Source organism: Gordonia sp. DT219 (assembly GCF_049847065.1).
Classification (GTDB): domain Bacteria; phylum Actinomycetota; class Actinomycetes; order Mycobacteriales; family Mycobacteriaceae; genus Gordonia.
This window is the reverse complement of sequence record NZ_JBNCNR010000032.1, coordinates 14134-36067: the sequence shown is the minus strand read 5'-3', so window position 1 is coordinate 36067 and position 21934 is coordinate 14134. Positions and strand designations below refer to the sequence as shown.

The window sequence follows — 21934 nt, the reverse complement described above, 5'->3', positions numbered from 1 at the left end:
TGGCCGAACTCACCCGCGGCGGCGCCTGTCCAGAGTTGCCGTGGCTGTAAACCACCCACAAGAACGTCAGGAGATCCTGAACAGTAGTCACGTCGGCCGGCGATTCGCTCCGGACGAGAACGCCGAGGTCGGTATGCAGGCTGCGCTCGCTCCTAGCCACACCGACCCGGCACCGGCGTCAGCGTGGGTCCGGCGATGAGTGGAAGGTCAAGGGCGGTACGGATTCCCGGCGGGCCCGCAACCACGGCGGGAATTGCGTTCACTATTCGACCGGCTGGGGCGACGATCGCCGCGTGATTGTGGTCGCCCTTGCGGCTGGTGCCCAATCCGGGCGCAGGTCGCCGCGCAAACGCGTGACGTGTTCGACCACGATCGCCGGCTCACCGTCGACCATGCCGATGATCTCGAAGCGTACCGCCGCACGGGTATCTCTGGCGATCGTTCCAGCGGCGACCTCGAAACCGTCTGGTGCAGGCGCGCTTTCATGATTCTCGACGATTTCGTCCACCGTTACGCCCATCGCGGCGGCCACCTGGTGAATGGTGGTGCCCCAGGCGAGGCCCAGAATTCCGGGCAGGAACAACATCGGGGTCTCGTTCATGGGTTTTCCGAAACCCATCACGTCGAACATGACCTCTGCGCCGTCGTAGGTGGCGTAGTCGGCGATTTCCATGCAGCGGATCTGCTCGACGCGCTGACACGTCCCGGCAAAGGCAAGCGGGATGAGATCACTGGCGAATCCTGGATCGACGCCGGTGATGAATATGCTCACCTGGTTGTCGAGCGCCGCGGACTGCACCTTGTCGATGGCATTCTGTGGCATGGCGCCCCAGGGATACTGCAGATGCCCGGGGGTCGAGCCGACCACATTGATTCCCGCCGCGAGTAGCCGGACGACATCCGCAGTCGCTTCCACGGGCCGGGTGTCTCCCATGGCGCAGTACACGACGCACTGCGGTTGGGCAGCGATGAGTTCGGCGAGATCGTCGGTCGCGAGGACACCCGTGGTCGCCGCGAGTCCGGCAAGCGATCCGGCATCGGTGCCGACCTTTTCGGGTGTATGTACGCAGACGGCGACGAGGTCGAACCGGGGATCGGTTGCCGGAAGACATGGTGAAGGTGCCGCTCGGCCGCGCAGTCGAGTCCGCGGAAGTATCGACCTTCGTGGTATTCCTCGCGAGCGACGAATCCTCTTACGCGACCGGTGCCGAATTCGTGATGGACGGTGGACTGTCGGCCGACGTGCCGCATAAGTGAGAAATCGGGCGCCGGGCAGCAGACCTCCAAACAACTTCCGATTCCGTTGAGTCTGGCCGGAATCAGCAGTCCAGGCCACCCTCGCGGCCGCACACGTCCCCGCGACGGTGACCATGGTCCCGGCCACTGTCGACACGGTCGAGGAGCGGATGCTGGTGCTCGCCCGCACACCCGCACCTCCCAATCACGTTGACGTGCCGCCCGCAACCGGCGACACTGGTCCCGTGAGCCGATGGGAGGCCGCCGGCGTACGCGCCGGCCGCAGATGAACCTGCTGATCTGACGCGAACGTCCTTATGTGACGTTCGCGCGTCGAGTCGTCGCCATCGGCGCGGCTCGGCCATCACCCAGCGTTCCGTGTGGACACCGGATCGTGGACACGTTTCCCTTGGCAGACATCCCTGAGAGTTGATGGGCGCCTGCGCGAGAGGGGACACTCCTCGGCGGTCTACGCGGGCATCAGATCAGGAGAACTCACCATGCAAGCGCTGTCCGAACCCGAGATCCGGGCCTCATTCATCAACACCTCCGTACGCGAACGCAAAACCCTCACCGTCCCGTCGGAGCTCGACGCGATCGACTGGGACCAGCTGGACTATCTCGGTTGGCGCGACCCCAAGTCGCCGGGCACGGGACTGCTCGTCACCGTGCCCTTCGCCGCCCAGAGCGCAGCACCGATCGGAATCATGTTGCGGGCCGGCGCCGTTCCCGCCCGTACCCGGCCCCAATGTGCCCTGTGCCAAGACATCTCGCTACCAAATGAGGTAGTCCTGTTCGGCGCGCGCCGCGCCGGGAGCGCGGGCCGACGGGGCGACACGATCGGCAGTCTCATCTGCGCAGACTTCGAATGCTCGCGCAATGTCCGTCGGCGGCCGTCGTCGGCGATGGCCGGTGACGACCCGGAACGCGTACGTCGTATCCGGATCCAGGAACTTCGTGAGCGGGTCGCCCGATTCGTCGCGCGGGTCGGCGCGCAGGCCTGACGTCGGCGACAGGGCGCCGACGCGCAATCGCGTCGGCGCCCTGCTGCCCGTGGAGAAGTTGTCAGTGCAGATCGAAGCGATCGAGTTCCATCACCTTGGTCCACGCGGCGACGAAGTCGTCGACGAACTTCTGCTTCGACGTGTCCTCGGCGTAGACCTCGGCCAGGGCCCGCAGATCCGAATTCGCTCCGAAAGCGAGATCCACTCGGGTGCCGGTCCACTTCTGCTTCCCGGTTCCGCGGTCGACGGCGACGTAGGTACCGTCGTCGGCCGGCGACGGAGACCACTCGACATCCATGTCGCAGATGTTCACGAAGAAGTCGTTCGTGAGTTGTCCCGGCGTATCGGTCAGGACGCCGAGCGCAGAGCCGTGGTGAGTGGCGCCCACGACGCGCAGACCGCCGACAAGAACCGTCATCTCCGGAGCGGACAAGGTCAGCAGGTTGGCCTTGTCGATCAGGTTGTACTCCGGTGCCAGCTCGTTGCCCTTGCCCTCATAGTTACGGAATCCGTCATACTTCGGTTCCAGATACGTGAACGACTCCTGGTCGGTGTCGTCCTGAGTGGCATCGGTGCGGCCCGGGGTGAACGGCACCGCGACGTCGAATCCGGCGTCACGCGCGGCCTTTTCGACGCCGACCACGCCCGCGAGTACGACCAGGTCGGCAAAGGTCACCGCCGGTCCGGACTCGTTGTTGAACGCATCTGCGATTCCCTCGAGCGTGGTGATGACCGGCGCCAGTTCGTCGGGTTCGTTGGCCTCCCACCCCAGCTGCGGCTGCAGTCGGAGACGTCCGCCGTTGGCGCCGCCGCGGTAGTCACTGCCACGGAATGACGACGCCGCCTTCCAGGCGATTGAAACCAGTTGCGCCACCGTCAGACCCGATTCCAGAATCGATGACTTCAAGGAGTCGACGTCGGCGTCGGAGATGGTCGGCCCATGCGGTGCGGGTACGTTGTCCTGCCACAGATAGGTCTCCGAGGGCACCAGCGGACCGCGGTAGCGGATCGCCGGTCCCATATCGCGATGGAGCAGTTTGAACCACGCCTTGGCGAACTCGTCGGCCAGCTCCTGCGGATGATCGAGCCAGCGGCGGGTGATCTCGCCGTAGATCGGGTCGAACCGCAAACTCAGGTCGGTGGTCAGCATCGATGGGTGCGTCTTGCCGCTGCCCTGGGCCATCGGAACCGAATTTGCCCACCCGCCGTCCTTGGGCTTCCACTGGTTGGCGCCGGCCGGGCTCGTGGTGAGTTCCCACTCGTTGCCGTAAAGGATTTCCAGGAAGGAGTTGTCCCACTTGGTCGGCGTGTGGGTCCAGGTGACCTCCAGGCCGCTGGTGATCGTGTCGTTTCCGACGCCGGTGCCTTGGGGATTCTTCCAACCCAGACCCATCTGCTCGATCGGCGCGGCCTCGGGCTCGGGTCCCAGCAGCTCGGCATCACCGTTGCCGTGAGTCTTGCCGAAGGTGTGTCCGCCGACGATGAGTGCGGCGGTCTCGACGTCGTTCATGGCCATCCGGCCGAAGGTCTCGCGAATATCCTCGGCGGCGGCCAGGAAGTCCGGGTTGCCTTCGGGGCCTTCGGGGTTGACATAAATGAGCCCCATGGTGGTGGCCCCGAGCGGGCGTTCGAGGTCGCGGCTGCCCGAGTAGCGGAGATTGGTGCCGAGCCAGGTGGACTCGGCTCCCCAGTAGACCTCTTCGGCCTCCCATTCGTCGGGACGGCCGAACGCGAAGCCCTTGGTCGGTAAGCCCATGTCCTCCAGTGCGACGTTGCCGGCGAGCACCAGCAGGTCGGCCCACGAGAGCGCCTTGCCGTACTTCTTCTTCACCGGCCAGAGCAGGCGCCGGGCCTTGTCCAGGCTGACGTTGTCGGGCCAGCTGTCGAGCGGGGCGAAGCGCTGCATGCCGGTTCCCGCGCCGCCGCGCCCGTCCTCGACGCGGTAGGTACCCGCGGCGTGCCAGGACATCCGGACGAAGAACGGTCCGTAATGTCCGAAGTCCGCAGGCCACCACGACTTCGAGTCGGTCATGACCGTCTTGAGGTCGCCGACGAGGGCATCGACATCGAGTTCGGCGAGGGCAGCGTCGTATTCGAACTCACCGCCGCGTGGCCGGATCACATCTGGGTTGTGCGCCAGGACCCGAAGATTCAGCTTGTCCGGCCACCACTGGTTGTTGCCGCCACCGGCGGCCGGCGGGCGGATGTGCAGGGGACAACCTGCCGACTCTCCCGGCTCGGTCTGCGCCTCGCCGATGGGCGGATGTTCGGTTGCGGTGTTCTCGTCGGACACGGCATTCCTTTCGATGGGAGGTGATCGGGGCCGCGATCATGGTTGTGACCCGGGGTGTGACAGCGTTGCGCAGTCCGGGCACAAGCCCCAGTAGATGACTTCGGCCTCGTCGAGGACGAAGCCGTTGTCGTCAGATGCCGTGAGGCATGGGCGTTGCCCGGTGGCGCAGTCGACGTCGGCGATCGTGCCGCATCGGCGGCACACCGTGTGATGGTGGTTGTCGCCGACACGTGCCTCGTATCGAGCGAGGTGACCCGACGGCTGGATACGGCGGACGAGCCCCACGCCGGTGAACGCGGTGAGGATGTCGTAGACCGCTTGCAGTGAGACGTCCGGCAGGCTCGCGCGAGCGGCCTGAAAGATCGATTCCGTGTCGGCGTGCGGGTATTTATGGACAGCTTCCAGTACCGCCAGCCGGGGTCGGGTGACGCGCAGTTCGGCGCCACGCAAGATGCCTGCGTAGTCCGACGACGGGGTCACGCGCACAGTATGCGCCGGTTTCTGGAATCATTCAGAACTTTGGCAAAGTGCGACGGGCGCAATGTTGTTCACGTCGACGCCGACGAACCGTTGCGCCGGTCGGTGTGCCAGACGTGGGAGAGTGGAACCGTGAGCTGCGTTGGGCAGAGAGTCATCGAGATCGGCGGGGCCCGTCGGAGACCCGATCGGTCGGCAGGCTCGTGCGACACCACCGGCGGTGACCATGTCTGCTGAGCCGACCATGGATTTCGATGAGATCGCCGACGAACTGTACGGTCTGCCGCCTGGTGACTTCACCGCACGACGTAATGCTGTGGCACGAACCGCCCGGCGCGAGGGCGACCGCGAGCTCGCACAACGGATCTCGACGCTGCGACGTCCCACCCAGTCGGCATGGATACTCAATCAGTGGATCCGTCGCCATCCCGATGGGGCAGACGACATCACCGAACTCGGTGCGGCGCTTCGCGAGGCGCAACGTCGGGCGGCCGCCGACCGGTTACGCGAATTGTCGAGGCAGCGACAGCGGGTGATCGCCGACGCGGCCGGCCAGATCGGTCGCCTTGCCGCACACCTCGACGTGACGTTGTCCGATGCCACCGAACGCGACATCGTGTCCACCCTACGGGCGGCTGCGGCCGACGACGAGACCGCCGACACCCTCCGCCGTGGGCGGATGGTGACCGCCGCCGAATACACCGGATTCGGACCGGCCGGCATGTTTGCGGTCCCCGAGCCGGTCGCTGCGACCGATACCGGGGACGCCGACGCGGAGGCGACCGACCACGAGGCGCGACGCGAACGTGCGGAGCAAGAGCTACGGCGGGCCGAGCAGCACGAGGCAGACGCGCGACGAGCCGCCGATGACGCACGGACCCGGGCCGCCGACGCCGCACGCGCTGTCGACACGCTCGCCGCCCAGGCGCAGAGGCTACGCGACGAACTCGGGCGCGTCGAACACGAACTGGGCTTCGCCCGCCGCCGAGCGACGGCTGCCGACTCGGAAAGTGCTACCACCGCAACATCGTTGGAGTCGTCGTCGGCGGCGGTGGAAAAGCTGCGGGCCGAAAAGCTGCGGGCCGGGCATGCTCAGCCCCGCGACCAGCGGTGACCGGTGGCCTCCGAATCGCCTCCGAACCGCCTCCGAGTCGACAGGGCTGTCGCCGGTTGGTGGGCGCCCTCGGTCATCCGGGATCATCCGTTCCACGATCCGGTGCACCGTCCGCCTCTTCTCTCTGCAGGTTCAGCTTCCGACTGCTCAGGCACTGCGCTTGCGCGTCGTTCGAGTCGACGCCGACACTACGTGGGCCCTCCGACCCGCCCGGACCATATCGGCTCCGGACTGGGAATAGAGGCGGCGCGCGTGATGGTTGGCTCGGGCATGACCGGAACCGTGCCTGCCCCTGACCCATTCGATCCGCGCTCGTTGATAGCCGAGACCTCGATCGGGGTTCTCGCGACCATCAAATCCAACGGTCTGCCGCAACTGTCGCCGGTGACGGTGGTCTACGACCGCCCAGAAGACGTCATCTATGTGTCGATGACCGAGGGCCGCGCCAAGACGGCCAACCTGCGCCGGGATCCGCGGGCCGCCATCGAGTTCACCAGCGCCGACAAGTACACGTGGGCCACTGCCGAGGGCACCGTCACGCTGACCGGGCCCGGGACCGATCCGGATGGTCCCGAGGTGGACGCGCTCGTCGAGTACTACCGGCGGGGCGCCGGTGAGCACCCCGACTGGGCGGAGTACCGCCAGGTGATGGTCGCCGACCGACGCGTCCTGATGGCCTTGCGAATCACGCGGGTGTACGGCGAGAAACTGCGCTGACCGCCCGGAACCCGGTCGCCCACGCCCGATCCGACAGTAGCCGTAACCCGTTGAGCGCCACCAGGATCGTCGAGCCCTCATGCCCGGCCACCCCCAACGGCAGGGGTAGATGGCCGATGAGGTCCCACGCGACGAGTACCGCGATGAATGTCGCGGCGATGACGAGATTGGCCATGACGATGCGGCGGGCGCGCGCGGCGAGCCGCAGGACCGCGGGCACGGTGGCGAGGTCGTCGCCGACGATGACGAGGTCGGCGGTGTCGAGGGTCAGGTCGGAGCCGATGCCGCCCATCGCGATGCCGACATCGGCAGCGGCCAGTGCCGGTGCGTCGTTGATGCCATCACCCACCACCGCCACCCGGTGTCCACGTCTGCGCAGTGCGGCGACTTCGGCGACCTTGTCGGCGGGCAGCAGGCCGGCCCGAACATCGTCGATCCCGACGCGGCGCGCGATGTCTGCGGCCGCGGCGGCGTTGTCTCCGGTAAGCAGGACCGGTCCGACCCCGGTGACATGACGTATCCCGTCGACCGCGGTGGCCGCATCCGGGCGTTGCTGATCGTGGAGTTCGATGACTCCCATCGCGACGCCGTCGACGACCACTACGACGGCGGTTGCGGTGGCCGCGATGGTCTCGACGACTGTCTGTGCGCCGGCCTCGCCTGACATCGCCGAGGCGTTGACCACCTCCACCGACCGGCCGGCGACGCACGCCCGCACACCGTGACCGGGAATCGCGTCGAACCGCGTCGCACGCTGCAGTGGGCGCCCCGAATGGCGGGCCGCGGCCACGATGGCCTTTCCCAGCGGATGTTCACTGTATTGCTCGACCGATGCGGCGGTCGCAAGGAGCTCAGGACCGGTCACCGGGTTCGTTGTGTCCAGAGGTGTGATGGCGGTGACCGACGGTGCGCCGGTGGTGAGGGTGCCGGTCTTGTCGATCGCCACCTGACTGATATCGGCCATCTTCTCCATGGCCACAGCCGATTTCACGAGCACCCCGTGCCGGCCTGCGGTGGCGATCGCCGAGAGGAGTGGCGGCATGGTGGCCAGGACGACCGCGCATGGTGAGGCCACGATCATGAACGTCATCGCCCGTAGCAATGCGGACTGCAGATCAGCACCGAACACCACGGGAAGGACGAACAAGACGATGGTGGTGGCGACGACCACCATCGAGTAGACGTGTTCGACCTTCTCGATGAACAACTGCGCGGTGGCCTTGGTGGTGGATGCCTCGTCGACCATGGCCACGATGCGCGCCACGACGGTGTTTCCGGGTGCGGTGTCGACTCGCACGCACATCGTGCCCGTTCGGTTGACCGTACCCGCGAAGACCTTGTCGCCGTGACGTTTCGCCGCAGGCAACGGCTCGCCGGTGATCGATGACTGATCGACGTCACTACGTCCATCGACGACGATTCCGTCGGCCGGGATGTGCTCGCCCGGTCGAATCGCAACCAGATCACCCGGCACGAGTTCGGCGGATCCGACGACCGTCTGGGTTCCGTCGTCGGCGATGAGTGACGCGTGCTCGGGGGCCAGCTCGAGCAGTCCGAGTATCGACTCCTCGGTCCGACGGGTCGCGAGATCTTCCAGTGCTCCCGAGGTCGCGAAGATGACGATGAGCAACGCGCCGTCGAGAATCTGTCCGATGGCCGCCGCGCCGAGTGCGGCGACGATCATCAGCAGGTCGACGTCGAGTTGCCGCGCGCGTAACGCCCGCAGGCCGGCGAGTGTCGGCTCCCAGCCGCCGGTCAGATAGCAGGCGAGATACACCGCCCACATCAGCCAAGTCGGACCATCCAACAGTTGCACGCACAGCCCGACCACAAACAGCCCTGTGGCGATCAGCGCCCATCGCGCCGATGCCACCGACCATGCGAGAGACATCCAACGAAGTGTGGGGATCCGAGTCTGAGCGCGGGAGGACCGTGTTACAGCCATATGTAAAACCATACACATGTAAATGTGTACATATAACACCGTGTGGTTGAATAACCGCATGGGTCACGGAGTGCAGGGTCGAACGACCCCGGCCGCCGAGCTCGACGCGGCGGCAGCGGCAACGGTTGCAGAAACCCTGCAGGCGTTGGCATCTCCCAACCGATTGATGATTCTGACCCGGCTGCGCAAGGGGCCATGTGCGGTGACCGAACTCGCCGACGCCGTCAATATGGAACAACCCGCCGTATCCCATCAATTGCGTCTGCTGCGTGCCCTCGGCCTGGTCGTGGGGGAACGGCAAGGGCGCAGCGTCGTCTACAGCCTTTATGATTCGCACGTCGCGGCGCTGCTCGACGAGGCCGTCTATCACATCGAGCATCTGCGGCTCGGTGATCGCGGGCGCGACCTCGCGTAATCGTGACGGTGGGGGGTGCCCGGGCGCGGGGGTCGACGGACCGAACAAGAGGAGAGAGCGGGTGGCCGGTGCTGTCGCCACCATGGAACGGCACCAGGTCGTCTGCTACCTGAGCGCGATTCTCGTGGGTGCACTGCTCGGGTTCGGCGTACCGTCCGCGGGCACGGTCCTGTCGAATGTGATCACCCCGGCGTTGGCTGCTCTGCTCTATGTCACCTTCTTGCAGGTGCCGGCAAGGTCGTTGGTCTCGGCGCTGCGTGACGTCCGGTTCCTCGGTGCGGTTCTGGTCGTCAACTTTGCCGTCGTGCCGCTCGTCGTCGCGGCGATGTATGCGTTCATGCCCGACGATCAGGCGCTGCGCTTCGGGATGCTGCTCGTGTTGTTGTGTCCGTGCGTCGACTACGTCATCGTGTTCACCGGGCTCGCCGGCGGGGACAACGTGCGTCTGCTCGCCTCGACGCCGGTACTTCTCATCGTGCAGATGGCGGTGTTGCCGCTGCTGCTGACGGCCTTCCTCGGCGCCGACCTCGCGGCCGTCATCGACGCCGGCCCCTTCCTCGAAGCCGTCGTCGCGCTGATCGCGATCCCGCTCGCCGCGGCCTGGGGCACGCAATGGTGGTCGGGCAGACACCGATCCGGACAGCAATTCTCGGCCGGGGTGTCGAATGCGATGGTGCCGCTGATGATGATCGTGCTCGCCGTCGTCGTCGCGAGCGAGATTTCGGCGATCGGTGATGCAGTGTCGCAAGTGCTCCGTGCGATCGGGTTCTACGTGGTGTTTCTCGTGGTGATGGCGCCGGCCGGAGTGGTGATCGGCCGGTTGTTCGGGCTGTCGGTGTCATCGGTGCGCGCGACGGCGTTCAGCGGTGCCACCCGTAACTCGCTGGTCGTGCTGCCGTTGGCGCTGGCCCTGCCGCCCGGCTTCGAGGTCGCCGCCGTCGCCGTGGTCGCCCAGACGCTCGTCGAGGTGATCGGGATGGTGACCTACGTGCGCCTGATACCGCTGCTCGCACCGGCACGCAGATGACGGGGCACGTGGCCGCGAATGCGCCGGTGGGGCGTCGGACGTTCTACAGTCGCGGTCATGAGTGAGACGACGTGGCAACTCGGCGCAACCGACGGCTCGGTGACGGTGTACACCGACGTGACCGGTCCGGCCGCGCGCACCGGCCACCGACTGACCATCGAGATGACGCAATGGTCGGCGCAGGTGACCTGGGCCGGCGAGGAACCGGCGACGGTGTCGGCCTCGATCGCCGTGGATTCGCTGCAGGTCCGCGCCGGTGCGGGCGGCGTGACCCCGATGTCCGGACCGGAACGATCCGTTGCCCGAGCCAATGCGCTGAAATCGCTCAAGGCCGACAAGTTTCGTGAGATCACCTACGAGTCGGGTTCGATCACGAGATCTGACGGCGGATATCGCGTCGACGGCACGGTGACCATCCACGGCCGGCGCCGCGAATGTGCGTTGGACCTGGCGGTGGACGGCTCGCCGGGCCGATGGCGGATCTGCACCGAGACCACACTGAGCCAGAGCGATTTCGGCATCAAACCGTATTCGTTGATGATGGGTGCACTCAAGGTCGCCGACGAGGTGCGGTTGGGCATCGAGATCTCGCCGACCCGAGACGGATGACGCCAGTCGGCAGTCGTCGAGCAGCGACCGAGGGGGGTCGGCGGCTCGGCGTGTCGAAGCCGTACTCGCGCGTAGGCGAATCATTCGTCAGAATCATCCCGATCGGTTGTCGGCGCCTTCGCTGGGCGCCCGCCGGAACCACCTCGACCTGTCGGGTGGCGACGATCGTGGCCATTGCGCGCTCGCAGCGTGGACAATCGTTGTCGTGTCAACAGATGTCGTGTCAACAGATGAGGAGTCGGTAGTGTTCGCTCGCATTGCCATCGTGAACCGAGGTGAGGCGGCGGTCCGTCTCATCCACGCCGTACGGGGGCTGTGCGCCGAGACCGGCCAGTCGATCGAGGTCGTCGCGCTGCACACCGATGTGGACCGCAACGCGACGTTCGTCCGTGAGGCCGACATCGCCTACGACCTCGGGCCCGCGGCCGAGCGGCCCTACCTGAACCTGAAGGTGCTCGAACGGGCCTTGCTGGAGTCCGGTGCCGACGCGGCCTGGGTCGGGTGGGGATTCGTCGCCGAAGACCCGCTGTTCGCCGAGCTGTGCGAGCGCATCGGTGTGACCTTCATCGGTCCGTCCGCAGAAGCCATGCGCAAGCTCGGTGACAAGATCGGCGCCAAGCTCATCGCCGAGGAAGTCGGTGTACCGGTGGCGCCATGGAGCCGCGGACCCGTCGACAGCGTGGAAGACGCCGTGACCGCGGCGGCCGGCATCGGCTATCCGCTCATGCTCAAGGCCACCGCAGGCGGCGGGGGACGTGGGATTCGCGTCGTCACCAACGACGACGATCTGCGCGACGCTTACGAGCGGACCTGCGACGAGGCGGCGAGGGCCTTCGGTAGCGGTGTGGTATTCCTCGAACGCCTCGTCACCGGAGCCCGGCACGTCGAGGTCCAGGTCATCGCCGACGGACAGGGCACGGCCTGGGCGCTGGGGGTGCGCGACTGCTCGGTGCAGCGGCGCAACCAGAAGATCATCGAGGAATCGGCGTCGCCGGTGCTGTCGGCGGCACAGGTCGCCGACCTCAAGTCGTCGGCCGAGCGGCTCGCGATCGCTGTGGACTACTGCGGCGCGGCGACCGTCGAATTCCTCTACCACCCCGGCGAGCAACTGTTCGCCTTCCTCGAGGTCAACACCCGCCTGCAGGTCGAGCACCCGATCACCGAGATCACCACCGGCGTCGACCTGGTGCGGGCACAGTTGCACGTGGCCTCGGGCAACCGCCTCGAGGGGCAGGCGCCGGCCGAACGCGGGCATGCCATCGAGGCGCGTCTCAACGCCGAGGATCCCGACCGTGACTTCGCGCCGGCCCCTGGACGGATCGCCCGTTTGGAACTGCCTGCCGGACCGGGTATCCGCGTCGACACCGGCGTCAGCGAGGGTGACACGATCCCCGCCGACTTCGACTCGATGATCGCCAAGATCATCGCCTACGGCCGCGACCGCGACGAGGCCCTGGGACGTCTGCGGCGCGCCATGGCGCAGACCCGGGTCATCATCGAGGGCGGTGCGACCAACAAGAGCTTCGTCCTCGAACTGCTCAACCAGCCAGAGGTGATCGACGGCAGCGCCGACACCGGCTGGATCGACCGGGTGCGGGCCGAGGGCAAGCTGGTCGCTCATCAGCACTCGGCGATCGCGCTCGCCGCGGCCGCCATCGACGCCTACGAGGAAGAAGAACTCGTCGAGCGGCAGCGTCTGCTGTCGATGGCGTCGGGCGGGCGTCCACAAGTCCACCATGACAGTGGGCGGCCCCTCGAACTGAAACTCCGCGGAGCGACCTACCGGGTGCGGGTCGCGCGAATCGGAGCCCATCGGTTCCGCGTCGCCATCGACTCCGGGGAACAGACCTACCGTGCCGATGTCGACCTCGAACGTTTCGACGAGCACGCCGCGCAGCTCGTCATCAATCACGTTCGCTATCGCCTGATCACCGACACCCACGGGCCGGTACACCTCGTGGACGTCGATGGCGTGACCCACCGCGTCAGTCGCGACGAGGGCGGCGTGGTCCGCTCGCCGGCCCCGGCGCTGGTGGTGGCCACCCCGCTGGAGGTCGGCGACGAGGTCGAGGCCGGTGGCCCGGTGCTCGTGCTGGAGAGCATGAAGATGGAGACGGTGCTTCGCGCGCCGGTTCGCTCTCGCCTCAAGGAGTGTGTGGTGTCGGTCGGCACCCAGGTGGAGACGGGTGCGGCGCTGATGCGGCTCGAACCGCTTGCCGATGACGACGACACGGTCGACGAGGCGGGAATCGCCGGTGTCGAGCTCGAGTTGCCCTCGGCGCCGACCGATGTCGCACCGCACGAGCGATCCACCCGGACTCTGGAGGACTTGCGCAGCCAGTTGCTCGGCTATGACGTCGATCCGCAGGACAGTTCGCGACTGCTCGACGACTATCTCGCCGTGCGCCGCGCGGTGATCGAGTCCGGGCGCCGTCCGCTCTCGGATGAACTCGAATTGATCTCCGTGTTCGCCGATCTCGCCGAGCTCAGCCAGAACCGTCCGTCCGAGGACCAGATGGGAGTCGAGCACACCCACAGCGCACGCGAGAACTTCCACACCTACCTGCAGAGTCTCGACGTCGAACGCGACGGCCTGCCGCAGTCCTTTCACGACCAGCTGAGCCGCGCACTCGCCCACTACGGGGTCACCGATCTCGAACGGACACCCGAACTCGAGGCTGCGGTCTTCCGGATCTTCCTGGCGTTGCAGAATCCGTCCGACTCCGTCGCCTCCCTCTCCACCCTGCTCCGGGAATGGCTCGGCGAGCCGACCCCACGCGAGGAATTGGCCGAGCGCGTCGGGATCGCACTCGACAAGCTCATCTCCGCGGCGCAACTCCGTTTCCCCGCGATCGCCGATCTGGCCCGTGGTGTCGTCTACTCCTGGTACGGGCTGCCGTTGCTGCGGCGCAACCGCGCCCGCATCTACAACGAGCTGCGCGAGCATCTGCGATACCTCGACGCCAACCCCCAGGCCGCCGACCGTGACGAGCACATCGCCGACATGGTGCGTTCCACCGAGCCACTGGTTCGGCTGCTCGGTCAGCGGATGGTGCGCGGGATCGCCGACAACACCGTCATGCTCGAGGTGCTCACCCGCCGGTATTACGGCAACAAGGGTTTACGTGAGGTCCGGGTGCAGGAGTTCGGTGGCGCAAGCTTCGTCATCGCCGAACGTGGCGGCGTCAGCCTGGTTTCGGCGGCCGTGCGATTCGACGAACTCGATTCGGTACTCGGTGGGCTCGCCGAATTGTCGCGGGGAGTGGCCTCGGTCGACGCCGACATCTACCTCAGCTGGGAGGAACAGCCGCACGACTTCGATGCGATGGCCGACGCGCTCGACGAGCACATCGCCACGGCATCGTTGCCTCAGCAGGTGCACCGGCTGACCATCGCGGTGGCCGGCAGCAACGAAGCACTCATGCACCACCACTTCACCTTCCGTCCCTCGTCGACCGGGATGGCCGAGGAACGTCTGATCCGAGGCCTGCATCCCTACATCGCCCAGCGGATGCAGATGCAGCGGCTACGCAAATTCGACCTCACCCGTCTGCCGTCGGCCGACGACGAAGAGGTGTACCTGTTCCACTGTGTGGCCAAGGAGAATGCCGCCGACGAACGGCTGATCGCCTTCGCGCAGGTGCGTGATCTCACCGCATTGCGCGAGAACGACGGACGGTTGCTGACCCTGCCCCGAGCGGAAAGCATTCTGTCCTCGTGTGTCGACTCGATTCGCCGCGCACAGCGTCGGTCGGGTCTGACCTCGACCACCAACCGCATCGTCATGTACGTGTGGCCGCCCATCGACGGTTCTCAAGACAACCTGCAAGCCATCGCCGAACGCATCCGCGGCACCGCCGCCGGCGTCGGTCTGGAAGAGGTGCTGCTCATCGCACGGCAGCGCGACCGCGACACCGGCGACCTGACCAAGGTCGCGGTACGTTTCGTGGTCAATGCGGCAGGCGGATACGACGTCATCGTGGGTGAACCGTCCGATGATCCGGTCGAACCGGTCGACGAGTTCCGCCAGAAGGTGCTGCGCGCGGCCCGCCGCAACACCGTCTATCCGTACGAATTGGTCGGACTGCTCGGTTCGTTCGCCGAATACGACCTCGACGACGAACAACGACTCATCCCGGTCGACCGCCCGAAGGGCCACAATTCGGCAGCGATCGTCGCCGGCGTGATCACCACGCCGACCGAAAAACACCCGCAGGGTGTCACCCGTGTCGTCCTGCTAGGTGACCCGACGAAATCACTTGGGGCACTGTCGGAGCCAGAATGCGCCCGCGTCATCGCGGCCCTGGACCTGGCGGAGTCGATGCAGGTGCCGGTGGAGTGGTACGCGCTGTCCTCGGGCGCCCGGATCTCCATGGACTCGGGTACCGAGAACATGGATTGGGTGGCCCGCGCCCTCAAGCGGGTCGTCGAGTTCACCCAGGCCGGTGGTGAGATCAACATCGTGGTCGCCGGAATCAACGTCGGCGCGCAACCATACTGGAACGCCGAGTCGACAATGCTCATGCACACCAAGGGCATTCTCGTGATGACTCCCGATTCGGCGATGGTCCTCACCGGCAAACAGTCCTTGGACTTCTCCGGTGGTGTGTCGGCCGAGGACAACTTCGGTATCGGCGGGTATGACCGGGTGATGGGCCCCAACGGGCAGGCGCAGTACTGGGCGCCGAACCTCGTCTCCGCCCGTGATGTGCTGATGTCGCACTACGATCACACCTACATCGTGCCGGGGGAGCAGACCCCGCGTCGGGCCGACTCGAGTGACCCGGTCTCCCGCGACGTCTCGGATTACCCACATGTGTTGGCGGGCAGCGATTTCACCACCGTCGGTCAGATCTTCTCTGTCGAGAGCAATCCGGATCGTAAGAAGCCCTTCGATATTCGGACCGTCATGCGGGCCGTAGCCGACCAGGACCATGCGGTTCTCGAACGCTGGGCCGGGATGGCCGACGCCGAGACCACCGTCGTCTGCGATGTCCACCTCGGTGGAATCCCGGTATGTCTGTTGGGAATCGAGTCCCGGGAGGTGACGCGCCGTGGTTACAAGCCGACCGACGGTCCCGATACCTACACCGCGGGCACGCTGTTCCCGCAGTCGTCGAAGAAGGCAGCCCGGGCGATCAATGTGGCCAGCGGTAACCGGCCGCTGGTGGTGTTGGCCAATCTCTCCGGCTTCGACGGCTCGCCCGAGTCGATGCGTAAGCTCCAGTTGGAGTACGGTGCCGAGATCGGCCGCGCGATCGTCAATTTCCGCGGCCCGATCGTCTTCTGCGTCATCTCGCGCTACCACGGCGGCGCATTCGTGGTGTTCTCGAAGGCATTGAATCCCAATATGACCGTGCTCGCCATCGACGGATCGTTCGCGTCGGTTCTCGGCGGCGCGCCCGCTGCCGCGGTGGTCTTCGCCGGTGAGGTGGGCAAGCGGACGGCCGCCGACCCACGGGTCCGCGAGGTCGAGGCGCGACTGACTCCGGCAACGGGAGCCGATCGTCCCGCGCTCAACGCCGAGCTTGCCGAGGTCCGCCAGTCGGTCCGTGCCGAGAAGATCAGCGAGATCGCTGCCGAATTCGATGCGGTGCACAGTATCCGCCGGGCCGTCGAGGTCGGCTCGGTCGACGCGGTGATCGATGCCGCCGAACTGCGGCCGCGCATCATCGCGGCCATCGAGAGCAATCCCGTGTGGTCGGGTGACGGGGCTCGGATGGTCACCTCCTGACACCGACCGGCTCCGGCCGGACGGTGGCTTGACGAGAGTACGTGGCCGCCCTCATCGATCACGGTGAGGGCGGGGCGTCTTGTCCGGTTGACCGGCTTTGGGTGTTCTACGGGTGTCCTGTGGGTGTCTTGTCAGCATCCTTGAGTCGACAATTGTTGTGGCAGTGTCGATGTGGATTGATCGTCCACATCGAGGAAGTCATGAAACGACTACTGGTCACCGTCGGATCCGTCGCCGTGCTCACGTGTGTGATGGCGGGTACCGCCGCTGCGGTCACGCCCGCAGGGACGGTGTCGGAGGCGGTCGACGTCGGCAACGGCGGAATCGCGATCGCCCGCGGATCGACGATGTTGCACACCGATGACTTCGGTGAATACGGGTGCGAGGACTTCGTCGACGCCGCCTACGGGCGGACCACTGCCAACGGCATCCCGCACGACGGCGCGATCGCCTTCTACGATCAGCTCGCGGCTCACGGGCAGGGTCACAGGGCGTTGCCCGCGCCGCCGGGGGCCCTGGTCTTCTCCGAGGGCGAGGATGGTGGCCACGTCGACATCTCCATGGGCGAGGGGCACTACCTGAGTGGCGGCGTGCAGGGGTTCGCGGCCGGCTGGGGTGATGGCACCGACATCCAGATCCTGCCGAGCGCCAACTTGGGGTCATGGCATCTGGTCGGCTGGGCCTACGCCCCATGGAGTGCGATCGGAGGTTGACCTCGCGCCAGTGGTGGACGGTCGACGCGGTCGTCAGGCCGCGTAGCGTCGTGGGATGGGCACAGGATGGTCGAAGGCGACGCTGGACACGATCGAATCGTCGGAGGAGATCCGGATCACGGCACCGCGGGGGGACGGCACATTGCCCGATGCCGTGCCGATCTGGGCCGTGTGCTCGGGCGATGCGGTGTACGTACGTACGTGGTATCGACGCACGAGTGGGTGGTTCGGCCGGGCGGTGAGTTCGAAGCAGGCGCGAATCATCGTGGACGGCAACGGGTTCGACACGCTCGTGGACGATGTCGCGGACGACCCCGCGGTGCGCGCAGAGGTGGACGCGGCGTATGGGGCGAAATACGGGCGATACGGCTCGGGCAGCGCCGGGCAGATGGCCTCCGATGACGCCGCCGCCACCACTCTTCGACTGACCCCGGCCTGAGGCGCTGCGGCGAACCGTCGTCCTGCTGTCCGGTATGTGCGCTATCTCCGGCGACCGCTAGGCTCGGCGAGGGGTGACCGGCAGGTGTGCGGCCGGATCGCTTCGAGACAGGTGACGTTGGGTTGGAAGGTGTGCTGTGGTGGCAATTCTCGATGGAATGGTGCAGGACCTCTTCGACGAGGTGGTGGCACGCAATCCCGGCGAAGCCGAGTTCCACCAGGCGGTACGTGAGGTGTTCGACAGCCTCGGACCCGTCCTCGCCAAGCATCCGCACTACGCCGACGCCGGGATCATCGAGCGCCTGTGTGAACCGGAACGTCAGATCATCTTCCGGGTCCCGTGGGTCGACGATGCGGGCCGGGTCCGGATCAATCGCGGATTTCGCGTCGAGTTCAATTCCGCCCTCGGACCGTTCAAGGGTGGGCTGCGATTCCATCCGAGCGTCTACCTCGGAGTGGTGAAGTTCCTCGGGTTCGAGCAGATCTTCAAGAATGCGCTGACCGGGCTGCCGATCGGCGGCGGCAAGGGCGGCTCGGATTTCGATCCGAAGGGACGCTCGGACGGTGAGGTGATGCGATTCTGCCAGTCGTTCATGACCGAGCTCTACCGCCACATCGGTGAATACACCGACGTTCCGGCCGGCGACATCGGGGTCGGCGGGCGTGAAATCGGGTATCTCTTCGGACAATACAAGCGCATCACCAACCGATACGAGTCCGGTGTACTCACCGGAAAAGGGCTGACGTGGGGCGGGTCGCAGGTTCGCACCGAGGCGACCGGCTACGGCGTCGTCTTCTTCGTCCGCGAGATGCTCGCCGCTTGTGGTGAGGATGTCGAGGGTCGACGTGTGGTGGTGTCGGGCTCGGGGAATGTGGCGTTGTATGCCATCGAAAAGGTGCAACAGCTCGGCGGCCGCGTCGTGGCCTGCTCGGACTCGGACGGCTACGTCGTCGACGAGGACGGGATCGACCTCGATCTCCTCAAAGAGGTCAAAAACGTCCGCCGCGGCCGGATCGCCGACTATGCCGAGCGTCGCGGCGGCACGGCGCGCATGGTGACCGGCGGGTCGATCTGGGACGTGCCCACCGACATCGCCATTCCATGTGCGACGCAGAACGAACTCGACGCCGCCGACGCCGAGACGCTCGTCGCCAACGGGTGCCGCGTCGTCGCCGAGGGCGCCAACATGCCCACCACTCCGGAGGCGATCAAGGTCTTCGGCAAGTCCGGCGTGCAGTTCGCCCCGGGAAAGGCGGCCAATGCGGGTGGTGTGGCCACCAGCGCGTTGGAGATGCAGCAGAACGCATCACGCGACTCGTGGACGTTCGAACACACCGAAGTACGACTGGCCGAGATCATGAGCGGTATCCATCAGACGTGCCTGCACACTGCCGAGGAATACGGCGTGCCCGGCGACTACGTGCTCGGCGCCAACATCGCCGGATTCACCCATGTCGCCGATGCGATGCTGGCGCTCGGCGTGATCTGACCACCCCGGCCGGAAGGCAGTGAACGCGCCGGATCACCCCTTGGGCAGCTTGCGTGTGGCCGGTCCCTCGAGGATGTTGCCGTGCGGATCGAAGCGCGAGCCGTGAAGCGGGCAATCCCAGCTGCAGTCGGCGTCATTCCACTCGAGAACACCGTAGAGGTGCGTGCAGATCGGCACGACCGAGGACCGCTCGCCGTCCACGGTGCACACTCCGCGCGGCCCCATGCCGACTCGTCCGACGGTTCCTTGCCCTTCGGGCGGCTCCGGATCGGCCGGTCGTAGCAGCCGGAGGTAGCCTTCGGCGAGCTCCTTGCCCACGGCCAGATTCGTCGACAGTGCCGTTGGTGTCGCCGCCACCTGCGCCCGGCGCCAGGGCTGGAACGTCTCGGCCCACGATGGCGCGGGCGCACCCGAGAGGCGTGCGGCGAGGGCCAGCGCAGCGGCCACCCCGTTGGTCATACCCCACTTCGCGAAGCCCGTTGCGACATGCACGTCGATGCCCGGAAGCAGCGGGCCGACGTAGGGCAGTTCATCGATGGACAGGTAGTCCTGCGCGGCCCACCGTGCCGTGAGGCGGGCGTCGGGAAACCATTTCGCCGTCCATGCCAGGAGATCGTCGACGTATCGGCGTTCGGAGGATGCCCGGCCCACCTCGTGGCCGAACCCGCCCACCAGCAACTGTTCACCATCGGCGCGCGGTGCGGTACGCAGCGAGACCGTCGGATCGTCGGCACCCAGGTACATGTCCTGTGGGATCGGGCCGCCGACCTGAAAGCTTGCGGCATAAGACCGCCGTGGGCGCAGCCGCGCGAAGAAGCCACCGCGATCGAGAAATGGTGTGCCGGTGGCGATCACGACGGACTTGGCAGTCAGGTCGCCGACAGATGTGGCGACCGTGTGTCCGTGCGATCGGGGCCGTACGCCGGTCACCCGTACATTCTCGTAGACGTCTGCGCCCAGGGTGGCGAGGTCGGCGACCATGGCCCGCAGCGTCACCATGGGATCGATCTGCGCCTGGTGATCAAGTCGCACGCCTGCGTGTGTGGTGAACGGGAGTTCGGGACAGTCGGTCCGCTCGACGGGCAGGCCCACGCGGGTGCACGCTTCGTATTCGGAATCCACGGCTTGAGCGCCGGCAGGTGTGGTCGCGAAGGTGACCGCGGCGTGCTCCTGGTAGTCGAGGTCGCGGCCGCGGCAGTATTCGCCGAGCCAGTCCAGTGCCGCCCGGTTGGCCGCCACGTAGCTTTCCATCGCTGATACGTCGTGGTGGCGTCCGATGGTCGACAGACGGGTGCCCTGCAACAGCGACACCTTGCCCGTGGTGTTGCCGGTGGCGCCGGCACCGATGTAGCGAGCCTCGATGACCGCGACCGACCGGCCGGCCCGTGCGAGCAACAGCGCGGTGGTCAGCCCGGTGATACCACCGCCCACCACCACGTGGTCGTATCGGCCGCCGATCGTCGTCGGCGCGACCGGTTCCGGGCCGGCGGACGTGTTCTCGAGCCACAGCGAGGTCATGGTCGACCGGGTACCCGGTCGGTTTACGGCGAAACCCTACGTGGTTCGACCCATGCCAACTGGCGCGGAAATCATCGTCATCCGACGGATGTCCCGCAGGGCTGAACGCAGGAGAGTAGAGGAGTCCCAGACCACCAGACCATCGGACCGCCAGAGGCAGCTCATGAATCTTGCTGACACATCGTTAACAGCACCACTGACACGCTCCCGACCCGACTTCGGATTGCGAGGCAAAAACAATCGGCTTCTGTTGCAGAGCAATGATTTCCAACCTCACGGTTCACTCATGCTCACGCTCTGGACTCGAATGCGCGACCAGCCGGTCATACGAAATCTCGACGAACACCGAATTGCTCAGCAACTCGGTGACCTCGGCGATGTGATCTTCGACGAGAGCGAGAAGCCGGGTGTTGGTGATGTTGCCGGTGGTTACCACCGTCGAGCAACACAGCAAGTCTCGCCGGCGACTGCGCATCAATCAGAAACCTCACCGTACACGCGGCTCAGGCAGCATCAAACAGGACGACCACACGATTGGCGGCTGTCAACGTACCGAAATCCACAGCAGCCAGCAGATCCTCGCGCTCCAGATCAGGGTAGTCATCGAGAACGTCCTGCATCGTCATACCCGACGCGAGCAAGTCCAACAGGTCGGCAACCGGGTAACGCAACCCACGCACCACCGGCTTGCCATGGCAGATGGACGGATCAGACGTCACTCGATGAAGGTTGGACATGCACCCAGATTATCGGCCCGGACGCCCACACGGCAATCATCCAAGGCAACGTGAGAAACAAGCACGCCGCCGCGAACAGGCGACGCACCGACCGGCACATGTGACGACACGGACCCGTGCGGTACTGCCGACACATTCGTCGGTCACACCAAGAACAGCCGAAAGCGAAATACGCAAATGCTCGTTGACTGCAGAAGATTGTCTGACCTGCACTGTTCACAGGTCGCACGCGTCTTTCCGGGACAGCAATCGATGCTGTTCGAGCACGGCATGCTGTTTCGGCCGGACTGGGAGGCGGTCCTGACGCCGGTCACCGACCTGATCGTCGGACTGAGGGTGTCGACGTCGACCGACTTGCCGTCTACGGCATCAGTCAGGCGGGGTATTGGGTGCCGCGTGCCGCCGCCTTTGAGTATCGCTATGCCGCCGCTGTCGCCGACCACACTCGTCGAATTCACCGAGGCCGA

16 protein-coding genes and 3 pseudogenes are annotated in these 21934 nt (G+C 66.1%); 12 read left to right on the top strand and 7 right to left on the bottom strand.

The annotated features are described in order from the left end of the window. Nucleotides 1-152: 152 nt before the first annotated feature. A pseudogene (locus tag ACPXB3_RS20895) lies at nt 153-1156 on the bottom strand (diacylglycerol kinase). Here ACPXB3_RS20895 and ACPXB3_RS20890 point away from each other — a divergent pair. Together ACPXB3_RS20890 and ACPXB3_RS20885 are read left to right on the top strand one after the other, a co-directional pair. Then, a pseudogene (locus tag ACPXB3_RS20890) lies at nt 1099-1257 on the top strand (SDR family oxidoreductase); the annotation flags it as partial. The pseudogenes ACPXB3_RS20895 and ACPXB3_RS20890 overlap by 58 nt on opposite strands. Nucleotides 1258-1736: 479 nt before the next feature. Further along, nucleotides 1737-2240: an FBP domain-containing protein gene (locus ACPXB3_RS20885; protein WP_425729395.1), complete on the top strand. Its 504-nt coding sequence runs from the start codon at nt 1737-1739 to the stop codon at nt 2238-2240. Nucleotides 2241-2301: 61 nt separating this feature from the next. Here ACPXB3_RS20885 and katG read toward each other — a convergent pair whose 3' ends face one another. Next, nucleotides 2302-4533: a catalase/peroxidase HPI gene (gene katG / locus ACPXB3_RS20880; RefSeq protein ID WP_425729393.1), complete on the bottom strand. Its 2232-nt coding sequence runs from the start codon at nt 4531-4533 to the stop codon at nt 2302-2304. Between the two features lie 36 nt (nt 4534-4569). After that, nucleotides 4570-5013: a Fur family transcriptional regulator gene (locus tag ACPXB3_RS20875; RefSeq protein ID WP_425702496.1), complete on the bottom strand. Its 444-nt coding sequence runs from the start codon at nt 5011-5013 to the stop codon at nt 4570-4572. A 223-nt stretch (nt 5014-5236) separates the two neighbouring features. Here ACPXB3_RS20875 and ACPXB3_RS20870 point away from each other — a divergent pair, with 223 nt between their 5' ends. Together ACPXB3_RS20870 and ACPXB3_RS20865 are read left to right on the top strand one after the other, a co-directional pair. After that, entirely contained in the window at nt 5237-6124 is an 888-nt protein-coding gene (locus ACPXB3_RS20870) for a hypothetical protein (RefSeq protein ID WP_425729391.1), read from the top strand. 270 nt (nt 6125-6394) lie between these two features. After that, a complete protein-coding gene (locus ACPXB3_RS20865) occupies nt 6395-6841 on the top strand; it encodes a PPOX class F420-dependent oxidoreductase (RefSeq protein WP_425702498.1) in 447 nt (148 codons plus the stop codon). On the opposite strand, the gene ACPXB3_RS20860 is transcribed toward ACPXB3_RS20865, so the two are convergent. Beyond that, nucleotides 6810-8732 (bottom strand): heavy metal translocating P-type ATPase, encoded by a 1923-nt coding sequence (locus tag ACPXB3_RS20860; RefSeq protein WP_425729389.1) that lies wholly within the window; start codon nt 8730-8732, stop codon nt 6810-6812. The two genes, ACPXB3_RS20865 and ACPXB3_RS20860, sit on opposite strands and share 32 nt — an antisense overlap. 112 nt (nt 8733-8844) lie before the next feature. On the opposite strand from ACPXB3_RS20860, the gene ACPXB3_RS20855 reads away from it, so the two are divergent. The 7 genes from ACPXB3_RS20855 (at nt 8845) to gdhA (ending at nt 19212) form a co-directional block, all read left to right on the top strand. Beyond that, nucleotides 8845-9201, top strand: a complete 357-nt coding sequence (locus ACPXB3_RS20855) for an ArsR/SmtB family transcription factor (protein WP_425702500.1) — start codon at nt 8845-8847, stop codon at nt 9199-9201. An 82-nt stretch (nt 9202-9283) separates the two neighbouring features. Further along, nucleotides 9284-10228, top strand: a complete 945-nt coding sequence (locus ACPXB3_RS20850; protein ID WP_425702916.1) for an arsenic resistance protein — start codon at nt 9284-9286, stop codon at nt 10226-10228. Between the two features lie 57 nt (nt 10229-10285). Further along, entirely contained in the window at nt 10286-10837 is a 552-nt protein-coding gene (locus ACPXB3_RS20845) for a YceI family protein (protein ID WP_425702501.1), read from the top strand. A 244-nt stretch (nt 10838-11081) separates the two neighbouring features. Continuing rightward, entirely contained in the window at nt 11082-16571 is a 5490-nt protein-coding gene (locus ACPXB3_RS20840; RefSeq protein ID WP_425702502.1) for a carboxyl transferase domain-containing protein, read from the top strand. A gap of 200 nt (nt 16572-16771) precedes the next feature. Beyond that, the gene (locus ACPXB3_RS20835) at nt 16772-17284 is read left to right on the top strand and encodes a hypothetical protein (RefSeq protein ID WP_425702504.1); all 513 of its coding nucleotides are present in this window, start codon (nt 16772-16774) and stop codon (nt 17282-17284) included. Nucleotides 17285-17339: 55 nt separating this feature from the next. After that, complete coding sequence (locus ACPXB3_RS20830) at nt 17340-17723, top strand: DUF2255 family protein (protein WP_425702505.1); 384 nt, start codon at nt 17340-17342, stop codon at nt 17721-17723. Between the two features lie 157 nt (nt 17724-17880). Then, complete coding sequence (gene gdhA / locus ACPXB3_RS20825) at nt 17881-19212, top strand: NADP-specific glutamate dehydrogenase (RefSeq protein WP_425702918.1); 1332 nt, start codon at nt 17881-17883, stop codon at nt 19210-19212. A gap of 33 nt (nt 19213-19245) precedes the next feature. Here the strand turns inward: gdhA and ACPXB3_RS20820 are convergent, their stop codons facing one another. From ACPXB3_RS20820 to ACPXB3_RS20810, 3 genes are all read right to left on the bottom strand, one after another. Then, a complete protein-coding gene (locus ACPXB3_RS20820; RefSeq protein WP_425702506.1) occupies nt 19246-20730 on the bottom strand; it encodes an FAD-dependent oxidoreductase in 1485 nt (494 codons plus the stop codon). A gap of 280 nt (nt 20731-21010) precedes the next feature. Then, nucleotides 21011-21166, bottom strand: a complete 156-nt coding sequence (locus tag ACPXB3_RS20815) for a hypothetical protein (RefSeq protein WP_425729387.1) — start codon at nt 21164-21166, stop codon at nt 21011-21013. 67 nt (nt 21167-21233) lie between these two features. Next, nucleotides 21234-21467 (bottom strand): DUF433 domain-containing protein, encoded by a 234-nt coding sequence (locus tag ACPXB3_RS20810; protein ID WP_425702510.1) that lies wholly within the window; start codon nt 21465-21467, stop codon nt 21234-21236. A gap of 237 nt (nt 21468-21704) precedes the next feature. Between ACPXB3_RS20810 and ACPXB3_RS20805 the strand changes: the two are divergent. Next, nucleotides 21705-21907, top strand: a pseudogene (locus ACPXB3_RS20805) (alpha/beta hydrolase family protein); the annotation flags it as partial. Between the last annotated feature and the right edge of the window lie 27 nt (nt 21908-21934).

Bases quoted from the DNA above. Each gene is read 5' to 3' on its own strand.
- ACPXB3_RS20855 (WP_425702500.1), top strand. From the start codon at position 8,845: ATGGGTCACGGAGTGCAGGGTCGAACGACCCCGGCCGCCGAGCTCGAC.
- ACPXB3_RS20820 (WP_425702506.1), bottom strand. From the start codon at position 20,730: ATGACCTCGCTGTGGCTCGAGAACACGTCCGCCGGCCCGGAACCGGTC.
- ACPXB3_RS20845 (WP_425702501.1), top strand. From the start codon at position 10,286: ATGAGTGAGACGACGTGGCAACTCGGCGCAACCGACGGCTCGGTGACG.
- ACPXB3_RS20870 (WP_425729391.1), top strand. From the start codon at position 5,237: ATGTCTGCTGAGCCGACCATGGATTTCGATGAGATCGCCGACGAACTG.
- gdhA (WP_425702918.1), top strand. From the start codon at position 17,881: ATGGTGCAGGACCTCTTCGACGAGGTGGTGGCACGCAATCCCGGCGAA.
- ACPXB3_RS20830 (WP_425702505.1), top strand. From the start codon at position 17,340: ATGGGCACAGGATGGTCGAAGGCGACGCTGGACACGATCGAATCGTCG.
- ACPXB3_RS20850 (WP_425702916.1), top strand. From the start codon at position 9,284: ATGGAACGGCACCAGGTCGTCTGCTACCTGAGCGCGATTCTCGTGGGT.
- ACPXB3_RS20860 (WP_425729389.1), bottom strand. From the start codon at position 8,732: ATGTCTCTCGCATGGTCGGTGGCATCGGCGCGATGGGCGCTGATCGCC.
- ACPXB3_RS20835 (WP_425702504.1), top strand. From the start codon at position 16,772: ATGAAACGACTACTGGTCACCGTCGGATCCGTCGCCGTGCTCACGTGT.
- ACPXB3_RS20810 (WP_425702510.1), bottom strand. From the start codon at position 21,467: ATGTCCAACCTTCATCGAGTGACGTCTGATCCGTCCATCTGCCATGGC.
- ACPXB3_RS20885 (WP_425729395.1), top strand. From the start codon at position 1,737: ATGCAAGCGCTGTCCGAACCCGAGATCCGGGCCTCATTCATCAACACC.
- ACPXB3_RS20865 (WP_425702498.1), top strand. From the start codon at position 6,395: ATGACCGGAACCGTGCCTGCCCCTGACCCATTCGATCCGCGCTCGTTG.